Origin of the sequence: Cupriavidus necator (genome assembly GCF_040578825.1) — a bacterium.
GTDB lineage: Bacteria > Pseudomonadota > Gammaproteobacteria > Burkholderiales > Burkholderiaceae > Cupriavidus > Cupriavidus necator_E.
In genome coordinates this window covers 85,110-100,543 of sequence record NZ_JBEFLI010000015.1, presented here as the reverse complement: position 1 = coordinate 100,543, position 15,434 = coordinate 85,110, and the positions used below count along the sequence as shown (strand labels likewise).

Below are 15,434 nucleotides of genomic sequence, written 5' to 3'. Positions count from 1 at the left end.
AGTTCCTCGGCCATATCGTGCGCGGCGAGCCGATCAAGCTGGTCGACGGCGGCGCGCAGCAGCGGGCCTTTGCCGATATCGCCGACGGCATCAGCGCACTGATGCGCATCATCGAAAACCCCAACGGCGTGGCCACCGGCAAGATCTACAACATCGGCAATCCCGGCAATATCCACTCGGTGCGCGAGCTGGCGGAGATGATGCTCAGGATGGCGGCCGACTATCCGGAATACGCGGAGGAAGCACGCAAGACGCAGATCATCGAGACCTCGTCGGGCGACTTCTACGGCAAGGGCTACCAGGACGTGCAGCACCGCGTGCCGAAGATCGACAACACCATCGAAGAACTGGGCTGGAAGCCCGGGATCACGATGGAAGCGGCGCTGCGCCGCATCTTCGAGGCGTACCGCGGCAAGGTGATCGAGGCCCGTACGCTGGTCGATTCGGGCAACTGAGCGCGCACCGCAGATGGCACGTATTGCCCTGAAGGTCGACGTCGACACGCTGCGCGGCACGCGCGAAGGGGTCCCGAAGCTGCTGTCCATGCTGGCGGCTGCGCAGGCACAGGCCACCTTCCTGTTCAGCCTCGGCCCCGACCATACCGGCTGGGCGCTGCGGCGCGTATTCCGGCCCGGCTTCCTGAAGAAGGTGTCGCGCACCTCGGTGGTGTCCAACTACGGGCTGCGCACGCTGATGTATGGCGTGCTGCTGCCGGGGCCGGACATCGGCCGCAAGGGCGCGCCCGAGATGCGCGCGGCGCGCGCGGCCGGGCATGAATGCGGCATCCACACCTGGGACCACGTCTACTGGCAGGACAACGTGCGCGAGCGCGATGCTGCCTGGACGCGGCGGCAGATGCAGCAGGCGTTCGCGCGCTACACCGAGATCTTCGGCGAAGCACCGGCCACGCATGGCGCGGCCGGCTGGCAGATGAACGAAGATGCGTTCCGGCAGATCGATGACTGGGGCATGGCGTATGCGTCAGACGGTCGCGGCACCGCGCCTTATATCCCGACGATCGACGGCGTGGCCTGCCGGCATGTGCAGATGCCGACGACGTTGCCGACGCTGGATGAACTGATCGGCATGGACGGGCTGACCGAGGACAACGTCCATACCGCGCTGCTGAAGCTCACGGAAGGTCCGCGCGACCATGTGTTCACGCTGCATGCCGAGCTGGAAGGCGGAAAGCTGGCACCGGTGTTCGAACGGCTGCTTGCCGGATGGCGGGCGCAGGGGCACCAGTTGGTGTCGATGGCCACGTGGTATCGCGGACTGGATCGTCAGGGGCTGCCGGAGTTGCCGGTGACCTGGGGGGAGATTCCGGGGCGCAGTGGGGAGTTGATTGTGCAGCCGCGGGTGGGCTGACTCGGTCATCCCGATCGGCCGTAGCTGACATCGCACGAGCAAGGCTCCCCTCTCCCGCGCGCGGGAGAGGGGAGCAAACCGGCAGCGGGCGTTAAGCCTCGCGCTTTAGGCCCCGCCCTTCAAACCCTCCGCTCCACCACCCCCACCCGCAGCCCATTAAACACCACCAGCAAGCTAGCCCCCATATCGGCGAACACCGCCATCCACATCGTTCCCATCCCCATCACCGTCAGCACCAGGAATACCGCCTTGATCCCAAGCGCGAGCGTGATGTTCTGAACGAGGATGCTCGAAGTCCGCCGCGACAACCGCACAAAAGCCGGAATCTTGCGCAAGTCGTCATCCATCAGCGCCACATCAGCAGTCTCGATCGCGGTATCGGTCCCCGCAGCCCCCATGGCAAAGCCGATATCGGCCCGCGCCAGCGCCGGCGCGTCGTTGATGCCGTCGCCGACCATGCCGATCCGTCCGCCACGCGCATGCGCCGCATCGGCCAGTGTGGCGATGCCATCGGCCTTGTCCTGCGGCAACTGGTTGCCGCGCGCTTCGTCGATGCCGACCTGCGCGGCGATGGCCTGTGCCGTGTGCGGGTTGTCGCCCGACAGCATCAGCGTCTTCACGCCCAGCGCATGCAGTTCCGCGATCGCCTGCCGGCTGGTATCGCGCACGGTATCGGCCACCGCGAACAACGCCAGCGCTGTCGCGGCGCCATTGCCGTCGACATGCGCCAGCAGCACCACAGTCTTGCCTTCGCGCTCGATCGCTTCGAGCCGCGCTTCCAACGCGGGCGAGCAGGCGCCAAGGTCATGCACCAGCCGGTGGTTGCCGAGCCAGTACTCCACGCCCTGCACCGTGCCGCGCGTACCGCGGCCCGCAAGCGCCTCGAAATCTTGCACCGGCAGCATGGCGATGCCGTCTGCGACGGCCGCCGTCGCCACCGCGCGCGAGACCGGGTGGTCGGAGCGCGCCGCCAGGCTGGCGGCGATGGCGCGTGCGTGCGGCACGTCGTTGGCCAGCAGTGCATGGTCAGTCTGCGCGGGCTTGCCATGCGTGATGGTGCCGGTCTTGTCCAGCGCCACCCAGGCCAGGTGCCGGCCCTGCTCCAGGTAGACGCCGCCCTTGATCAGGATGCCGCGGCGCGCGGCCGCGGCCAGGCCGCTGACGATGGTCACCGGCGTTGAGATCACCAGCGCGCACGGGCAGGCGATCACCAGCAGCACCAGCGCCTTGTAGATCCAGTCGACCCAGGCGCCGCCCATCAGCAGCGGCGGCACCACCGCCACGACCAGCGCGATGGCGAATACCGTAGGCGTATAGATGCGCGCGAACTGGTCGACAAAGCGCTGCGTCGGCGCGCGGCTGCCCTGCGCGGCTTCCACCGCGTGGATGATGCGCGCCAGCGTGGAGTCGTTGGCGGGCGCGGTCACGGTGTATTCAAGTTCGCCGGACTGGTTGATCGAGCCGGCGTAGAGCGCATCGCCCTCGGCCTTGTCCACCGGCACGCTTTCGCCGGTGATGGGCGCCTGGTCCAGCGCGGATTGGCCACGCACCACCCTGCCGTCCAGCGCCACGCGCTCGCCGGGACGCAGGCGCACTAGCGCGCCTACGGCAACGCCGGCAGCGGGCACGGTCTCCCAGTTGCCGTCGGCGCGCCGCACCGTGGCCTGCACCGGTGCCATCGCCATCAGGCCGCGGATCGCATTGCGCGCGCGGTCGAGCGAAGCGGCTTCGATACGCTCGGCCAGCGCGAACAGCACCATCACCATCGCCGCTTCGGGCCACTGGCGCAGCAGCAGCGCGCCGGTCACCGCGATGCTCATCAACGCATTGATATTCAGGTTGCCGTTGCGCAGCGCGATCCAGCCCTTGCGGTAGGTGGTCAGGCCGCCAAGCGCCACTGCCGCCAGCGCCAGCACGGCCGGCAGCCACGCCAGGCCCAGCGCCAGCCATTCCGCCACCTCGGCGCCAACTGCGGCCACACCGGCCAGCGCCAGCGGCCACCACGGCTTGCGCGCGGTGGTTTCCGGCAGGACGTCCTGCGCGGCCGCGGTAGTCAGCGGCACCGGCTGCATGCCCAGGCTCTGGATGGCCTTCGCCACCGGCTCGGGCGACGGCAACGTGTGGTGCACCGTCAACACGCGCTGGATCAGGTTGAATTCAAGTGCCGCGACGCCGGGCATGCCGCCCAGCTTGTTGCGGATCAGCGTTTCCTCGGTCGGGCAGTCCATCGCATCGATGCGCCACGCGGCGGTGCGCGCGCCGGCGGGTACCTCGGGCGGTGTGGCGGGCGTCAGCGCGATCGTCGACGAACAACCGCCGCCGCAGCAGGCGTGGGCTGCCTCAGCCGGCGCGGTATGGGATTCGCCGTGGCCGTGGCCGTGGCCGTGGCCGTGGCCGTGATCGTGATCGTGATCGTGATCGTGATCGTGATCGTGATCGTGGCCGTGGCCGTGATCGTGGGCATGCCCGTGCCGATCAGGCCGGTGCCCGTGTGGATCCTGCGCCCGTGCGGTGCGATCTTGAGGAAGTGCGTCTTCAGGTGACGTGCGAGCCATCTCTTGTTGTTCCCGCTGGTTTGACCTGATGACATTGAAGACCCTGTAGCGACTACAGAGTCAAGCCGGCATGGCGGCGAAGACTGCCGCCATGCCGCCAGCGCGGGTCAGTGCTCGCAGTTGACCATCCACGACATGCCGAAGCGGTCCACCAGCATGCCGAAGCCTTCGGCCCAGAACGTCTTCTGGTAAGGCACCACCACCTGGCCGCCTTCGCTCAGGCCGTTGAAGATGCGCTCGCCCTCTTCCTTGCTGACCGCGCCCACCGACAGGCTGAAGCCGGAGAACGCCGGGCTCGCGCCGCGCTGGCCGTCGGACGCCATGATCTGGCTGTCGCCGAACTGGATGTTGGCGTGCATCACCTTGTCTTTCCAGTCCTCGGGAATCTCCATGCCTTCGCCCGGCGGCGCGTCCTTGTAGCGCATGGCGAAGGTCACCTGCGCGCCCAGCACCTTCCCGTAGAAAGCCATGGCCTCGTCGAAGCGGCCGCCAAAGTCCAGATAGGGTTGCACCTGCATGTCGTTCTCCTTTTGGGTTGCCATTCGGGTTGCATCGCACTTGGGGCTACGCGCCGCATGCCCGGGTACGGCCAACGCGGCACGCGCGCCATTATGCGCGCGTGCCGGCTGCATGCAAGTGGATAGCGGGGCTCAGGAAACGGGAGCTGCGACCGGCACGGCAACCGCCGCGGCTTCGGCCGGAAACTGCAGCGAAAACACTGTTTCGCCATCGAAGCTGCGCACCGTCACGTTGCCGCCATGCAGCCGCATGATGGTATCGACGATGGCGAGCCCCAGCCCGGTCGACGCCGCCGAATTGCGGCGCGACGGATCAGCGCGGTAGAAGCGCCCGAAGATATGCGGCAGCGTTTCAGGCGGGATCGCCGGCCCGCCGTTGCTGACGCGGATGCAGGTAGTAGCGCCGCCCGGCGCCGGGATGCGGCCGACATCGAGCTGCACCGTGCTGCCCGCCGGCGCATGGCGCAGCGCGTTGTCGAGCAGGTTGGTGACGGCGCGGCGCAGCAGCGTCTGGTCGGCCTGCACCGGCGCGCGCCCGCTCACTGCCAGCGTCACGTCACGGTCGGCGGCAACGGCCTCGAAATATTCGGCCATCTTGTCGAGCTCTTCGCGCGCATCCAGCGTGCGCACGCCCAGCGCCACCTGCGCATGGTCGGCGCGCGCCAGGAACAGCATGTTCTCGATCATGCGCGCCAGACGCTCGTACTCCTCCAGGTTGGATTCGAGCAGCGCCTCGTACTCGGCCACGCCGCGGCTTTGCGCCAGCGTGACCTGGGTCTGGCCGATCAGGTTGCTGATCGGCGTGCGGAAGTCATGCGCCAGGTCCGCCGAGAACTCGGAGAGCCGCGAGAAACTATCCTGCAGCCGCGCCAGCATGTCGTTGAGCGCCGCCGCCAGTTCACGCAGCTCCGCCGGCGCGCTGCCGACATCGAGCCGCGTGGCCAGCCGGCTGGTGGTCACGGCAGCCGCATCGGCGGCCATGCGCCGCAGCGGGCGCAGCCCGCGCCGCGCCAGCACGAAGCCCAGTCCCGCCGCCACCGCGGCGCCGCACAGCGTGGCCCACAGCACCTGGTGGCGGTATTCGCGGATCAGCGCCACGCGATAGCCGGCGTCGCGCAGCACCACGATCTCAACGGCCTGGTCCGGATCGCTGCTATCGCCGAGCTGGCCCAGCGCCGCAATGCCGCGCGACGCCACGCGGTTGCGCGGGTACCAGGTCTGCAGCATGCCCTTGTCGGGCTGCGTGGTGGCGGGCAGCACACGCAGCGGCGGCACGACCTCATTGCGTGGATTGAGCGTGACCAGCGGCTCGCCCTGGCGCGTGCGCACCACCAGGATCAGCCCTTCATGGCCCATTGCGATATCGGCAAAACGGTGGGTATCGGCGCGGATCTCGGCCTCGCTGCGCACCTCGCGCAGCAGGTGGCGCACCAGCAGCACCTCGCCGACCAGCTCGCTTTCATCGCGCCCCTCAAGCTGCGTCGACAACGCGCTGGACAGGTAGGCCGCCACGCTGGCGAGGATCACCGCGGTGGCCAGCCCGTACGCCAGCGCCAGCCGCGTGGTCAGGGAAGACGTCAGCCGCTTCATGCGTCGCCCAGCCTGCGCTCATCCCCGTCTTCGCCATCGTCCAGCACATAGCCCATGCCGCGCCGCGTGTGGATCAGCTTGCGCGCGAAGGGGTCGTCGACCTTGGCGCGCAGGCGCCGGATCGACACGTCGACCACATTGGTATTGCTGTCGAAATTGACATCCCACACCTGCGACGCGATCAGCGAGCGCGACAGCACTTCGCCGCGCCGGCGCGCCAGCAGGTACAGCAGCGCGAACTCCTTGGAGGTCAGGTCGATCTTCTGGCCGGCGCGCACCACGCGGCGGCGGATCGCGTCGATCTGCAGGTCGGCCACTTCGATGAATTCGCTCTCGCGCAGCGGGCCGCGGCGCAGGATGGTGCGGATGCGCAGCACCAGCTCGGCGAAGGCGAAGGGCTTGACCATATAGTCGTCGGCGCCCAGCTCCAGGCCCTTGAGGCGGTCGGACAGTTCGTCGCGCGCGGTCAGGAACAGCACCGGGGTGTCGCGTTCGCGGCGCAGCTCGCGCAGCACCTGCCAGCCGTCCAGCCCCGGCAACATCACGTCCAGCACGATCAGGTCATACGGGTGCTCGCGCGCGTGGGCCAGGCCGTCGACGCCGTCGCGCGCCAGGTCCACCACGAAGCCGGATTCGGTCAGGCCCTTGTGCAGGTAGTCGCCCGCCTTGGGCTCATCCTCGACAATCAGGATACGCATGTTTCAGTCACTTTCCGGCGGCACCAGCGCCGCCATGGCGTAACGCTATCCGAGGATGGCGGGAAATGGGCGAAGATTGCAGAAATGTCATCGCTACGCAAGGCCAATGCACGGGCAAAGCCCGGTAAAATGCGCGGTGACCACGGGCACTGCCTTTGGTTCTCGCCTTCCTGAATCCACCTGTCGCGAATTCCCCCGCCGTACCCTCAGATGAAACGTCTCCCGAACTGCCTGCTGTTGTCCCTTGCCATGCTGTGGCTGCCCGTCTCCGGTCCAGCAGCGGCGGTAACGGTATGCAGCGCGGTGCAGGCCGCCGGGCTGTTGCTGCAGGACCGGCATGTCGCCGCCAAGCTGGAGGCGGAAGCAGCACTGGATGGTGCCAGCGAGAGGATCTGCCGCGGCAGCGCGGTACAGGTGATGGCCGAGCCTGCCGGCCCTGGCGAGCCGCTGAGCCTGCATGATGCCGATGCGCCGCAGGGGGGCGCCGACAGCGCCATGCCGCAGCCTGCACAGCCGTCCGCGTCGCTGGGCGAGTTGCCGGAACTGCCCGCCGAGGTGCTGGTGCACTGGGCGCATGCGGCACCGATGGCGACGCCGGCGGTCTTCACCGGCGTGCTGCCTTTCGCCCCGCGCTGCTGAGCGCGGCACCGAGCGTATGTGCGCCTTAGGGGTGCGCCTTAGGGGTGTGCCTTAGGGGAGCACCCTATTCCACGCGAAAAAACTCGATTGACTGCCCGGCGTTGACCGCCCGCTGCAGCCAGTCGGGATATTCCCCCTGCCCGTCCCAGGTCTGGCCCATGGCATTGCGGTACAGCGGGCGCGCGGCCGATGCCTGCGGTGTACCGTTAGCCGCGGCTTTTGGCATTGTCGGCAACGCACTGGCGGCACCCGCCTCCGGGGTGGCAGCGGCCTTGCGCGGAGCTTTCGCCGCTGGTGCTGTCGGCGCGGGCGCGGGGACCTTGTCGAAGCATCCGGCAACGACCAGGTCGTCGAGCGTCAGGGCATGACGATCCATTTGCTCGCGGATCCAGGCCACCGCAGCGAGTTTGGCTGAATCAGACTCGGACATGACTTTCGTGAGAAACCCGCTGCATTCCCGCGGGCAATGGAGAGACCGGCGATGGAACCGCTGGCCGGTCAGACAGCCATGATTCTACAGCGTTTGCCGGTGCTGCCGCTTCTCCATTGTGCTGGCAAGGCCAGTATGTGTGCAGCACATGCAAGAAATGACAAAAATGACGGCATTGTCATGTGCCAGTCATGCTGGCGTGAGGGCTCGCTGCCTAGACTTTCGTTACCGCCGGCCATCCCGGGCCAGCACTCTTACGGAGAAGCGATCCATGCAAGCACTCAGGCAAATTCTTATGGCCACCGCCCTCGTTGCCGCCGCCGTCGGCACTGCGCAGGCAGCACCGCGCGGCGTCGATCCGTTCAGCGACGGCGCCAATCGCGCCACCGGCACCCGCAGCTCGTTTACCGACGGTGCGCACAGCGCCACCGGTACGCGCGACTCGTTCTCCGATGGCGCGAACCGCGCCGGCACGCGCGACACGTTCACCGACGGCGCGCATAATCCGAACGGCCAGCGCGACAGCTTCAGCGACGGCGCCTGACCGAACGTGACGGCAGCGTGCGCGGGCCGCACACCGCCAGCAAAACTTCAGCGCACCCCGCCGTAGATCCTGCGCGCATCGGCTGCGTCAGCGATTGGCCGGCCCAGCGTCACTCCGCCCTGCACCGCTTGCGCCACCAGCGCGTGGTTGCCGGGCGCGCGGCTGCCGTCGCGCAGCAGCAGGTTGTTTTCAAAGCCCACCCTTACGTGGCCGCCGAACGCGGCGGCCGCGGTCACACAGGCGTTCTCTTCGCGGCCGAAAGCGCAGATCGCCCACGGCAGCGGCTGGCCAATCTCGGCGGCGACCTGCAGGAACGGCAGCAAGTCATGCGGCGACGACACCTGTCCCGCCGAATAACGTCCCAGCACGTACAGCAACGACCACGCGCCCGGCGGCACCATGCCGCGTTCGCGCATCGCATGCCAGCGGCGCACGTCGGCCACGTCATAGAGAATCACCTGTGTCATCACGCGTTCGCGCGCCAGCCAGGTGAAGAAGGCCGCAAGCTCGGTTTCCGCGATCTCCGGCACCGCCACTTCGCGCAGACCCACCGACACCGCCTCGGGCCGCAGTTCGCGCACCATCGCCATCTGCTGGGCGGCCTTGTAGACGCCGGCGGCCTCGCTCGTTACCTGCACCAGCAGCGAATCGCCGACAGCCTGCTTCACCGCGGCCAGCGCGTCGCGGTAGGCCTGCACATCGAGTGCGTGGCGGCCGTCTGCGTCACGCACATGCATATGCATCATGGCCGCGCCCGCGTCGCGGCAGGCGCGCGCCTCATCGGCCAGCGCCGCCGCGGTCAGCGGCACCGCGGGATGGTCGGCGGCTTGCTTATAGGCGCCATTCGGCGCCACCGTGACGATCAGCGGCGCATCGGCCAGCGGCACGCGCGTGGCGGCATTGGCATTGGTCTGGGCAGTGGTCTGGGCGGAGTGCCGGGTCATGGCTGGATCTCGGGCAATTCAGGAGCGATCAGTTCGAGGCCGGCGCGCAGCAGGCGGTCGTAGCGGGCGCGTTCGGCGGCAGGTGCGCGCATCAGCGGCACGCCGGATCGTCGAATCCCGGAAGTGTAGAGAACTCGCTTTGATTGATGAAGCCGATTCTGTGGATAAAATGATCAACAAATCAGATCAATCGCCCGATCGGATCATCCCCGCCCTATTCCGCCCAGCCCGCCGCCCATGAAAATCAATCTGTCGATGCGCGACATCGAGACCACGCTGGTGCTCGGCCGCACGCTGAATTTCCGCCAGGCGGCCACCCAGCTCCACCTGTCGCAGTCCGCCCTGTCCACCCAGATCCTGCGCATCGAAGAATCCCTCGGCGTGCGCCTGTTCGACCGCACCACCCGCACCGTGCGCCTGACCGCTGCTGGCGAGGTCTTCATGCAGCAGGCCGCGCTGCTGCAGGCAACCTTTCGCGGCGCCATCGACGCGGTCGCGGGCATTGCCAGCGCCGAGCGCGGCCAGGTGGCCGTGGCGGCGCTGCCGTCGCTGGCGGCGCGCATGCTGCCGCGTGTGCTGATGGCCTATCACCGCGCGCGTCCGGAAGTAGCGCTAAAGGTATTCGACACGCTGTCCGGCCCCGCCTTCGACCTGGTACGCGCCGGCGAAGTCGACTTTGCCCTCACGGCCGCGGACCCGCAGCAGGCTGACCTGCACTACGAGCCCTTGCTGTCCGACCGCTTCGTGCTGCTGATCCCTTCCGCGCATCCGATAGCCCGCGCCACCGGCCCGTTGCGATGGGCCGATAGCGTCACCGCGCCGCACGTTTCGATGACGCACCCCAGCAGCGTGCGCCAGTATGCGGAATGGGCCTTCCTGCAGAACCGCATCCGCTTCCAGCCGGTATTCGAGGCCGAGCATCTCGCCACCATTGCCGCGATGGTCGAATGCGGCTTCGGCGTGGCAGCACTGCCTGAGATCGCCGCGGGCACGGTGCGGCAGCAAGGGATCGTCGAACGGCTGCTGACCGCGCCGGTTACCGAGCGCTCGATCGGGCTGGTGACCTCGCGCAACCGCACGCTGTCGCCCGCCGCCGCGGAACTGGCGGCAGCGGTGCGCATGCAACTGGCCCACCCCGCCGGCGCCACGGAGGCCGGCGCATGAGCGAGCCACCGTGGAATGGCCGCCGCTGCGCGGTGTAAAACAAACAAGCCCGGCAAGGAGCCGGGCCCGCTGTCTTCAGGAAGGGTCTTTGGTGCGGGTACGGGAGACGGCCGCCATGATCCCGATGCCAAGCACGATCAGGCAGGCAATACCGATATAGACGGGCGCGAGGCCAGCAATGGACAGGCCCCAGGCAATGCCGCCCACCAGGACCAGCAGACCGATGATGTATAGCGCGAATGACATGAGTCGGCTCCTTGCGGTGGTGACCTGGCTTCAATGTAGGCAGTGGCGGGCACGCAAGGGATAGGACAAGGACGGATGCTGGCGTAGGCGGGTTCTGACTTAGCTGCGTTGTGGGAGGCGGCTCTCGCGCCACCGCGCCATTTCCGTCCCCGCGTCCGCCCATTTATTCCCGAGCTTTCGCCGGCATCGCCGCCAGTCGCTGTACCGACATACGCAGCCCGTCCAGGATGGTGTCCGCGACCTTCTGCGGAAAGCCCGGGGGGATGGCCGCGCTGACCCGGTCGATCACTACGGGGGTTTGGTCGAGGATGTGTCGGATCACCGGCTCAGCATCCGCGCCTAGAAAGCATCGCGGCGCCATCGCGTTAAAGTGGCGGCGCTGGATCTCGCGAAAACCGTAGTGCCGGTTTTTGCCCACCACCGCCATCGCCAGCTTGGCCTTGTGCCAGGAGAACTGGCTGGCACCATGGCCCACCACGATCGACATCACGTCGTACAGCGGCGTCATGCGGTAGCGCCCGCCAGCCAGCAGGCGGATGCTGAAGTTCTTGGCGTGCCCGTCGGGTGCTGCCAGCAGCCAAAACAGCAATTGCGCTGCCATCAAGGTGTGCAAGTCTTCAGCCTGCGCCACGGAATAGCGCAGCACCCCGGCGATCTCGACCAAGCCGGGCCCCCCGTCGGCTTCGTATTTCTGCAAAGAGCTAAGACCGAACACCTGGCAGAAATCCTCCTGCGGCAGCCGCAGCAGCCATTTGCCGGAGGGATGCGGCTTGCGGTCGAAGCGGGTTACGCTCAAGACCTTGCGGCGCCCGAAGGTGAGCATTTCGCACTCCGCCACGGGCAAGCCGTATGCGGCCAGCAGCTTCAGGCAAAGCCATTCATTTTCCACCGACGTGCTCAGGTCCGCCTTCCGGTTGCCTACTAGTCCTAACGGCAGCTTGAAGATATGGATGCGGTAGGTATCCTGCAAATAGCAATAACATAGGTATTTCTGTTTTAGCGATGTCATGCGTATTTCGGGCAGGGTGTTCCTGTAGCGGCCATTCGCACAGGTCGCTGTATCTGTCCCCGTCACCTGGCAGCCGTATACTCTCTGCCTTGGCGCGGCCCCCGCGCCACCCGGGCAGCGCCTGGCGTACCACCCACCAGACCAGGCCGCGCCTCACCGATCTCACCACAATCAAGCAACGGAGCAGCAGCATGCGTGTCGCATTTCTCGGACTCGGCGTCATGGGTTTCCATATGGCCGGCCACCTCGCCGCCAAGGGGCATGAGGTAACGGTCTACAACCGCACCGCCGCCAAGGCGCAGGCCTGGGTCGGGAAGTTCGGCGGCAAGGCGGCGGCCACGCCGGCGCTGGCCGTGCGCGATGCGCAGGTGGTGTGTTCCTGCGTGGGCAATGACGATGACCTGCGCTCGGTGCTGACCGGGCATGACGGCGCCTTCTTCAGCGCGCCCAGCGGCTGCATCTTTGTCGACCACACCACCGCGAGCGCCAACGTGGCGCGCGAGCTCGATGCCGCGGCGCGCGAGCGCGGCCTGCACTTTATCGATGGCCCGGTTTCGGGCGGTGAAGTCGGCGCGGAGAAAGGCATCCTGACGATCATGTGCGGCGGCGATGCCGAGGTCTATGCGCGCGCCGAACCCGTGATTGCCGCCTACGCGCGCGCAGTCACGCGCATCGGCGAGTCCGGTGCCGGGCAGCTTGCCAAGATGGTCAACCAGATCAGCATCGCCGGGCTGATCCAGGGCCTGTCCGAGGCCATCGCCTTCGGCGAGCGCGCCGGGCTCGACATGAAGCTGGTGCTGGACGTCATCAGCAAGGGCGCGGCCGGTTCGTGGCAGCTGGAAAACCGCGGCCCGACCATGATCGACAACAAGTTCGACTTCGGCTTCGCGGTCGACTGGATGCGCAAGGACCTGGGCCTGTGCCTGGACGAAGCGCGCCGCAACGGCGCCGGCCTGCCGGTGACGGCGCTGGTGGACCAGTTCTATGCCGACCTGCAACAGATGGGCTGCGGCCGCGCCGACACTTCATCGCTGATCAAGCGCCTGCGCCAGCACGCGAAGACGTCGTAACGCCACTGCCGGAGCACCTGCCGTCGTCCGATTCCTACAGCGCAATCGGCGAGTCTCGGAAAGGCCGCAGCCGGGCATGGGCCTAAGCTGGAGACATGGGGCCCGTCCACCCGGGCCGGCCCGGCAACGAAGCAGGAGACCATCATGTGGAAACTGGTGAGCGCGCTTCTGGTAAGCGCAAGCATGGGGCTGGCCGGCTGTACGGCGGCGGGCGCCTTGGCGGGCGGTGTCGCCGGCCATGAACTGACCGACGGCAGCACCGCGGGCACGATCGGCGGCGCCGTGGTTGGCGGCGTGATCGGGCACGAACTGGGCAAGTAAGCAGGCCCGGACTACCGGGAAGTACAGAAAGCACGAAGGCCGCATCATGCGGCCTTCTTGTCGTTAGCGCGACCGGAGCATCAAGCGGTGCGGTTGGACTTGGCATCGTCGCCATGCCGATGCAGCCTGCGCCACACCAGCATCGGCAACCGCAACAGGAAGCCTGCCACCAGCCGCAGGTGCATCCACGTCAGCAACAGGTTGTCGCGCAGGTAGCGGAAGTGGGACACCCCGCCCTCGCGCTTGCCGAAGTAGCGCACCGGCGCATCCAGGTTGATGGGCCGCACGCCCTGCCAGCACAGGCGCACCGCCACTTCGGGGTCGAAGTCGAAACGGCGCATCCAGTGGCTTTCATCCATCACCGCGCGCAGCGGCGCGATCGGGTAGATGCGGAAGCCGAACAGCGAGTCGCCGATGCCGGCCCACAGTGTTTCCAGGTCGGACCAGAAATTGGACATGCGCCGCCAGTAGACCCGCTCGCGCGGAGCGCTGGCATCGAAGATGGGCCGGCCCAGCACCATCGCGTCGGGCTGGCGCTGCGATGCCGCCATGAATTCGGGGATCAGGTGCGCGGGATGCTGGCCGTCGGAGTCCATCACCAGCACGTGGGTGAAGCCCTCCGCGGCGGCGGCCTCGATGCCGTGGATCACTGCGGCGCCCTTGCCCTGGTTGGTCGGCAGCACCAGCACGCGCAGCCCGGGATCGGTGGCGGCCTGCGCCTGCAGCCACTGTTCGCTGCCATCGGTGCTGCCGTCGACCACCACCCAGACCGGCGACCAAGCCGCGCGCGCCGCGCGCAGCGTGTCGTGCAGGCGTTGGCCCGGGTTGTAGCTGGGGATCAGTACCAGGTGCGTCGATGACATGGCTGCGTCGCACGTCGGATGCGAGATGCCGCCGGTGACCAGCGCCGGCGTGGGCGTGGCTTGCTGCGGCATGGTGAGGTTCCGGTGGTGGCTTCCGCTCAGGTTGCCTGGTTAGCGCGTACGGTTGGCCGCCACGTAGGCGGCCAGGCTGCCAAGCGAGGCAAAGATGGTCTTGTTGTCGGGATTGTCCGAGCGCAGTTCGACGCCGTACTTGCGCGACACCAGCAGGGCGATCTCGAGGATATCGATGGAATCGAGCCCGAAGCCTTCGCCATAGAGCGGCGTCGAGGTCTCGACGTCCTCCAGCCGCAACTCGGCGATGTCGAGTTCGTCGATGATCAGGCGGGCAAGTTCGGTTTCGAGTTCGGTCATGTCGCGATAGGGCAGAAGGGCCGCTGCGGCACGCGTCCGGACAAGGTTGTCCCGGAGCGCACGGGCGGGGCAACCGATGCTATCAAAGGGCCCAATCCCGAGCCAGTTGAGAGAAGTTTAGTAACAACAAAGGCCGGGCTTTGGGGAATCATCGTGCCGGCGCCCCGGTCTTTTAAGGTATAAAGCGTTCGCTTCCCAACGTGCGCGGACTGTGCGCTCCCTGTGCGCTGGTGGCGCCGCGCCAGACCGCGCCGCCGCATGAAGCGCTGCATGAAGCACCTTTAGTAAGACGATCCCCAGCAAATGCCCCCGAGCCAGCCTTACGACCGCCCCAACGCTCCGGCCGACCCCGCCCCGCCAGTCCGGCAGGAGGCCGGCACCGCCGCCGCATCGCCACTCCGGCGCCACGGGTGGCTTGCCGCGGTGGCTGGATTCGTTGCCTATGAAGCCGCGCTGCATCAGGCCGCGCATCAGCCGGGTGCCGAGGTCGCCGCGCTGCTGCTCGGGATGGCGCCGTTCCTGGCGATCGGCTTTATCGCCATGTGGCGCGCCGGCTGGCGTGCGCCGGCGTTGCTGGCCTTGCTCGCCGCCTGCGGCGCGCTGTGGATCTTTCGCGAGCCGCTGGCCGGGCATTTCGGCTGGACCTATTTCCTGCAGCATGCCGGCGTCAATGCGGCGCTGGGGATGATGTTCGGACTGACCTTGCGCGCCGGCGGCACACCGCTGTGCACGCAGATCGCCACCGCGCTGCACGGGCCGCTGTCGCCCGCGCACGCCCGCTACACGCGGCGCGTGACCCAGGCCTGGACGCTGTTCTTCGCGGCGATGGCAGGCGTGTCCACGCTGCTGTTCGCGCTGGCGCCGGTGGCTACCTGGTCCAGCTTCGCCAATCTTTGCACGCCGCTGCTGATCGCAGCGATGTTCGCCGGCGAAGCCTTGTGCCGCCGCATCGCCTTTCCGGGCATGCAAACCAGCCTGCTCGACGCGGTGCATGGCTATCGCGCGCTGATGGCGGCCCGCGCCGGCCGGCCAGGGTTGCCGCGCTGACCCGCCGCCGCACCCGCCATCTCCATCTCTTCGCCTCCTACACTGGCAACAGGCAC

The 15,434-nt window shown here is 67.6% G+C and carries 18 protein-coding genes; 8 read left to right on the top strand and 10 right to left on the bottom strand.

The window, feature by feature from the left end:
* Together AB1I47_RS10505 and AB1I47_RS10500 are read left to right on the top strand one after the other, a co-directional pair.
* The coding region (locus AB1I47_RS10505; RefSeq protein WP_354683685.1) for an NAD-dependent epimerase/dehydratase family protein at window positions 1-455 on the top strand (455 nt) is incomplete at its 5' end.
* A 13-nt stretch (window positions 456-468) separates the two neighbouring features.
* Window positions 469-1,368, top strand: a complete 900-nt coding sequence (locus AB1I47_RS10500; RefSeq protein WP_354683684.1) for a polysaccharide deacetylase family protein — start codon at window positions 469-471, stop codon at window positions 1,366-1,368.
* A gap of 119 nt (window positions 1,369-1,487) precedes the next feature.
* On the opposite strand, the gene AB1I47_RS10495 is transcribed toward AB1I47_RS10500, so the two are convergent.
* From AB1I47_RS10495 to AB1I47_RS10475, 4 genes are all read right to left on the bottom strand, one after another.
* Window positions 1,488-3,923 carry a heavy metal translocating P-type ATPase gene (locus tag AB1I47_RS10495; RefSeq protein WP_475572026.1) on the bottom strand — a complete coding sequence of 812 codons (2,436 nt, stop codon included), beginning with the start codon at window positions 3,921-3,923 and terminating at the stop codon, window positions 1,488-1,490.
* Between the two features lie 107 nt (window positions 3,924-4,030).
* Window positions 4,031-4,441, bottom strand: a complete 411-nt coding sequence (locus AB1I47_RS10485; RefSeq protein WP_354683683.1) for a VOC family protein — start codon at window positions 4,439-4,441, stop codon at window positions 4,031-4,033.
* A gap of 132 nt (window positions 4,442-4,573) precedes the next feature.
* Window positions 4,574-6,031, bottom strand: a complete 1,458-nt coding sequence (locus AB1I47_RS10480) for a heavy metal sensor histidine kinase (protein ID WP_354683682.1) — start codon at window positions 6,029-6,031, stop codon at window positions 4,574-4,576.
* Window positions 6,028-6,729, bottom strand: coding sequence for a heavy metal response regulator transcription factor (locus tag AB1I47_RS10475; protein WP_354683681.1), 702 nt, complete (start codon window positions 6,727-6,729; stop codon window positions 6,028-6,030). The genes AB1I47_RS10480 and AB1I47_RS10475 overlap by 4 nt, the downstream gene beginning before the upstream one ends.
* Before the next feature lie 210 nt (window positions 6,730-6,939).
* On the opposite strand from AB1I47_RS10475, the gene AB1I47_RS10470 reads away from it, so the two are divergent.
* Window positions 6,940-7,368, top strand: a complete 429-nt coding sequence (locus AB1I47_RS10470; RefSeq protein WP_354683680.1) for a hypothetical protein — start codon at window positions 6,940-6,942, stop codon at window positions 7,366-7,368.
* 64 nt (window positions 7,369-7,432) lie between these two features.
* Here the strand turns inward: AB1I47_RS10470 and AB1I47_RS10465 are convergent, their stop codons facing one another.
* Window positions 7,433-7,798, bottom strand: coding sequence for an H-NS family nucleoid-associated regulatory protein (locus AB1I47_RS10465; protein ID WP_354683679.1), 366 nt, complete (start codon window positions 7,796-7,798; stop codon window positions 7,433-7,435).
* A 295-nt stretch (window positions 7,799-8,093) separates the two neighbouring features.
* Between AB1I47_RS10465 and AB1I47_RS10460 the strand changes: the two genes are divergently transcribed.
* A complete protein-coding gene (locus tag AB1I47_RS10460; protein ID WP_407935817.1) occupies window positions 8,094-8,342 on the top strand; it encodes a hydroxyquinol 1,2-dioxygenase in 249 nt (82 codons plus the stop codon).
* A 47-nt stretch (window positions 8,343-8,389) separates the two neighbouring features.
* Here the strand turns inward: AB1I47_RS10460 and AB1I47_RS10455 are convergent, their stop codons facing one another.
* On the bottom strand, window positions 8,390-9,286 hold the full coding sequence (locus tag AB1I47_RS10455; protein ID WP_354683677.1) for a beta-keto acid cleavage family enzyme: 897 nt from the start codon (window positions 9,284-9,286) through the stop codon (window positions 8,390-8,392).
* A 237-nt stretch (window positions 9,287-9,523) separates the two neighbouring features.
* Here AB1I47_RS10455 and AB1I47_RS10450 point away from each other — a divergent pair, with 237 nt between their 5' ends.
* Window positions 9,524-10,450, top strand: coding sequence for a LysR family transcriptional regulator (locus AB1I47_RS10450; protein WP_354683676.1), 927 nt, complete (start codon window positions 9,524-9,526; stop codon window positions 10,448-10,450).
* Window positions 10,451-10,525: 75 nt separating this feature from the next.
* On the opposite strand, the gene AB1I47_RS10445 is transcribed toward AB1I47_RS10450, so the two are convergent.
* Window positions 10,526-10,696, bottom strand: a complete 171-nt coding sequence (locus tag AB1I47_RS10445) for a hypothetical protein (RefSeq protein ID WP_354683675.1) — start codon at window positions 10,694-10,696, stop codon at window positions 10,526-10,528.
* 163 nt (window positions 10,697-10,859) lie between these two features.
* Window positions 10,860-11,705, bottom strand: coding sequence for a HipA domain-containing protein (locus tag AB1I47_RS10440; RefSeq protein WP_354683674.1), 846 nt, complete (start codon window positions 11,703-11,705; stop codon window positions 10,860-10,862).
* A gap of 170 nt (window positions 11,706-11,875) precedes the next feature.
* Between AB1I47_RS10440 and AB1I47_RS10435 the strand changes: the two genes are divergently transcribed.
* Window positions 11,876-12,775, top strand: coding sequence for an NAD(P)-dependent oxidoreductase (locus tag AB1I47_RS10435; RefSeq protein WP_354683691.1), 900 nt, complete (start codon window positions 11,876-11,878; stop codon window positions 12,773-12,775).
* A 144-nt stretch (window positions 12,776-12,919) separates the two neighbouring features.
* Entirely contained in the window at window positions 12,920-13,096 is a 177-nt protein-coding gene (locus AB1I47_RS10430; RefSeq protein WP_354683673.1) for a glycine zipper 2TM domain-containing protein, read from the top strand.
* An 80-nt stretch (window positions 13,097-13,176) separates the two neighbouring features.
* Here the strand turns inward: AB1I47_RS10430 and AB1I47_RS10425 are convergent, their stop codons facing one another.
* Window positions 13,177-14,031 (bottom strand): glycosyltransferase family 2 protein, encoded by an 855-nt coding sequence (locus AB1I47_RS10425; RefSeq protein WP_354683672.1) that lies wholly within the window; start codon window positions 14,029-14,031, stop codon window positions 13,177-13,179.
* A 39-nt stretch (window positions 14,032-14,070) separates the two neighbouring features.
* A complete protein-coding gene (locus tag AB1I47_RS10420) occupies window positions 14,071-14,331 on the bottom strand; it encodes a phosphopantetheine-binding protein (RefSeq protein WP_354683671.1) in 261 nt (86 codons plus the stop codon).
* Between the two features lie 303 nt (window positions 14,332-14,634).
* On the opposite strand from AB1I47_RS10420, the gene AB1I47_RS10415 reads away from it, so the two are divergent.
* A complete protein-coding gene (locus tag AB1I47_RS10415; RefSeq protein ID WP_354683670.1) occupies window positions 14,635-15,378 on the top strand; it encodes a COG4648 family protein in 744 nt (247 codons plus the stop codon).
* The last annotated feature ends 56 nt before the right edge of the window (window positions 15,379-15,434 follow it).

What these genes read in the sequence shown, in the direction of transcription:
- AB1I47_RS10500 (WP_354683684.1), top strand. Translation starts at nt 469, where the DNA reads ATGGCACGTATTGCCCTGAAGGTCGACGTCGACACGCTGCGCGGCACG.
- AB1I47_RS10495 (WP_475572026.1), bottom strand. Translation starts at nt 3,923, where the DNA reads ATGGCTCGCACGTCACCTGAAGACGCACTTCCTCAAGATCGCACCGCA.
- AB1I47_RS10485 (WP_354683683.1), bottom strand. Translation starts at nt 4,441, where the DNA reads ATGCAGGTGCAACCCTATCTGGACTTTGGCGGCCGCTTCGACGAGGCC.
- AB1I47_RS10480 (WP_354683682.1), bottom strand. Translation starts at nt 6,031, where the DNA reads ATGAAGCGGCTGACGTCTTCCCTGACCACGCGGCTGGCGCTGGCGTAC.
- AB1I47_RS10475 (WP_354683681.1), bottom strand. Translation starts at nt 6,729, where the DNA reads ATGCGTATCCTGATTGTCGAGGATGAGCCCAAGGCGGGCGACTACCTG.
- AB1I47_RS10470 (WP_354683680.1), top strand. Translation starts at nt 6,940, where the DNA reads ATGAAACGTCTCCCGAACTGCCTGCTGTTGTCCCTTGCCATGCTGTGG.
- AB1I47_RS10465 (WP_354683679.1), bottom strand. Translation starts at nt 7,798, where the DNA reads ATGTCCGAGTCTGATTCAGCCAAACTCGCTGCGGTGGCCTGGATCCGC.
- AB1I47_RS10460 (WP_407935817.1), top strand. Translation starts at nt 8,094, where the DNA reads ATGGCCACCGCCCTCGTTGCCGCCGCCGTCGGCACTGCGCAGGCAGCA.
- AB1I47_RS10455 (WP_354683677.1), bottom strand. Translation starts at nt 9,286, where the DNA reads ATGACCCGGCACTCCGCCCAGACCACTGCCCAGACCAATGCCAATGCC.
- AB1I47_RS10450 (WP_354683676.1), top strand. Translation starts at nt 9,524, where the DNA reads ATGAAAATCAATCTGTCGATGCGCGACATCGAGACCACGCTGGTGCTC.
- AB1I47_RS10445 (WP_354683675.1), bottom strand. Translation starts at nt 10,696, where the DNA reads ATGTCATTCGCGCTATACATCATCGGTCTGCTGGTCCTGGTGGGCGGC.
- AB1I47_RS10440 (WP_354683674.1), bottom strand. Translation starts at nt 11,705, where the DNA reads ATGACATCGCTAAAACAGAAATACCTATGTTATTGCTATTTGCAGGAT.
- AB1I47_RS10430 (WP_354683673.1), top strand. Translation starts at nt 12,920, where the DNA reads ATGTGGAAACTGGTGAGCGCGCTTCTGGTAAGCGCAAGCATGGGGCTG.
- AB1I47_RS10425 (WP_354683672.1), bottom strand. Translation starts at nt 14,031, where the DNA reads ATGCCGCAGCAAGCCACGCCCACGCCGGCGCTGGTCACCGGCGGCATC.
- AB1I47_RS10420 (WP_354683671.1), bottom strand. Translation starts at nt 14,331, where the DNA reads ATGACCGAACTCGAAACCGAACTTGCCCGCCTGATCATCGACGAACTC.
- AB1I47_RS10415 (WP_354683670.1), top strand. Translation starts at nt 14,635, where the DNA reads ATGCCCCCGAGCCAGCCTTACGACCGCCCCAACGCTCCGGCCGACCCC.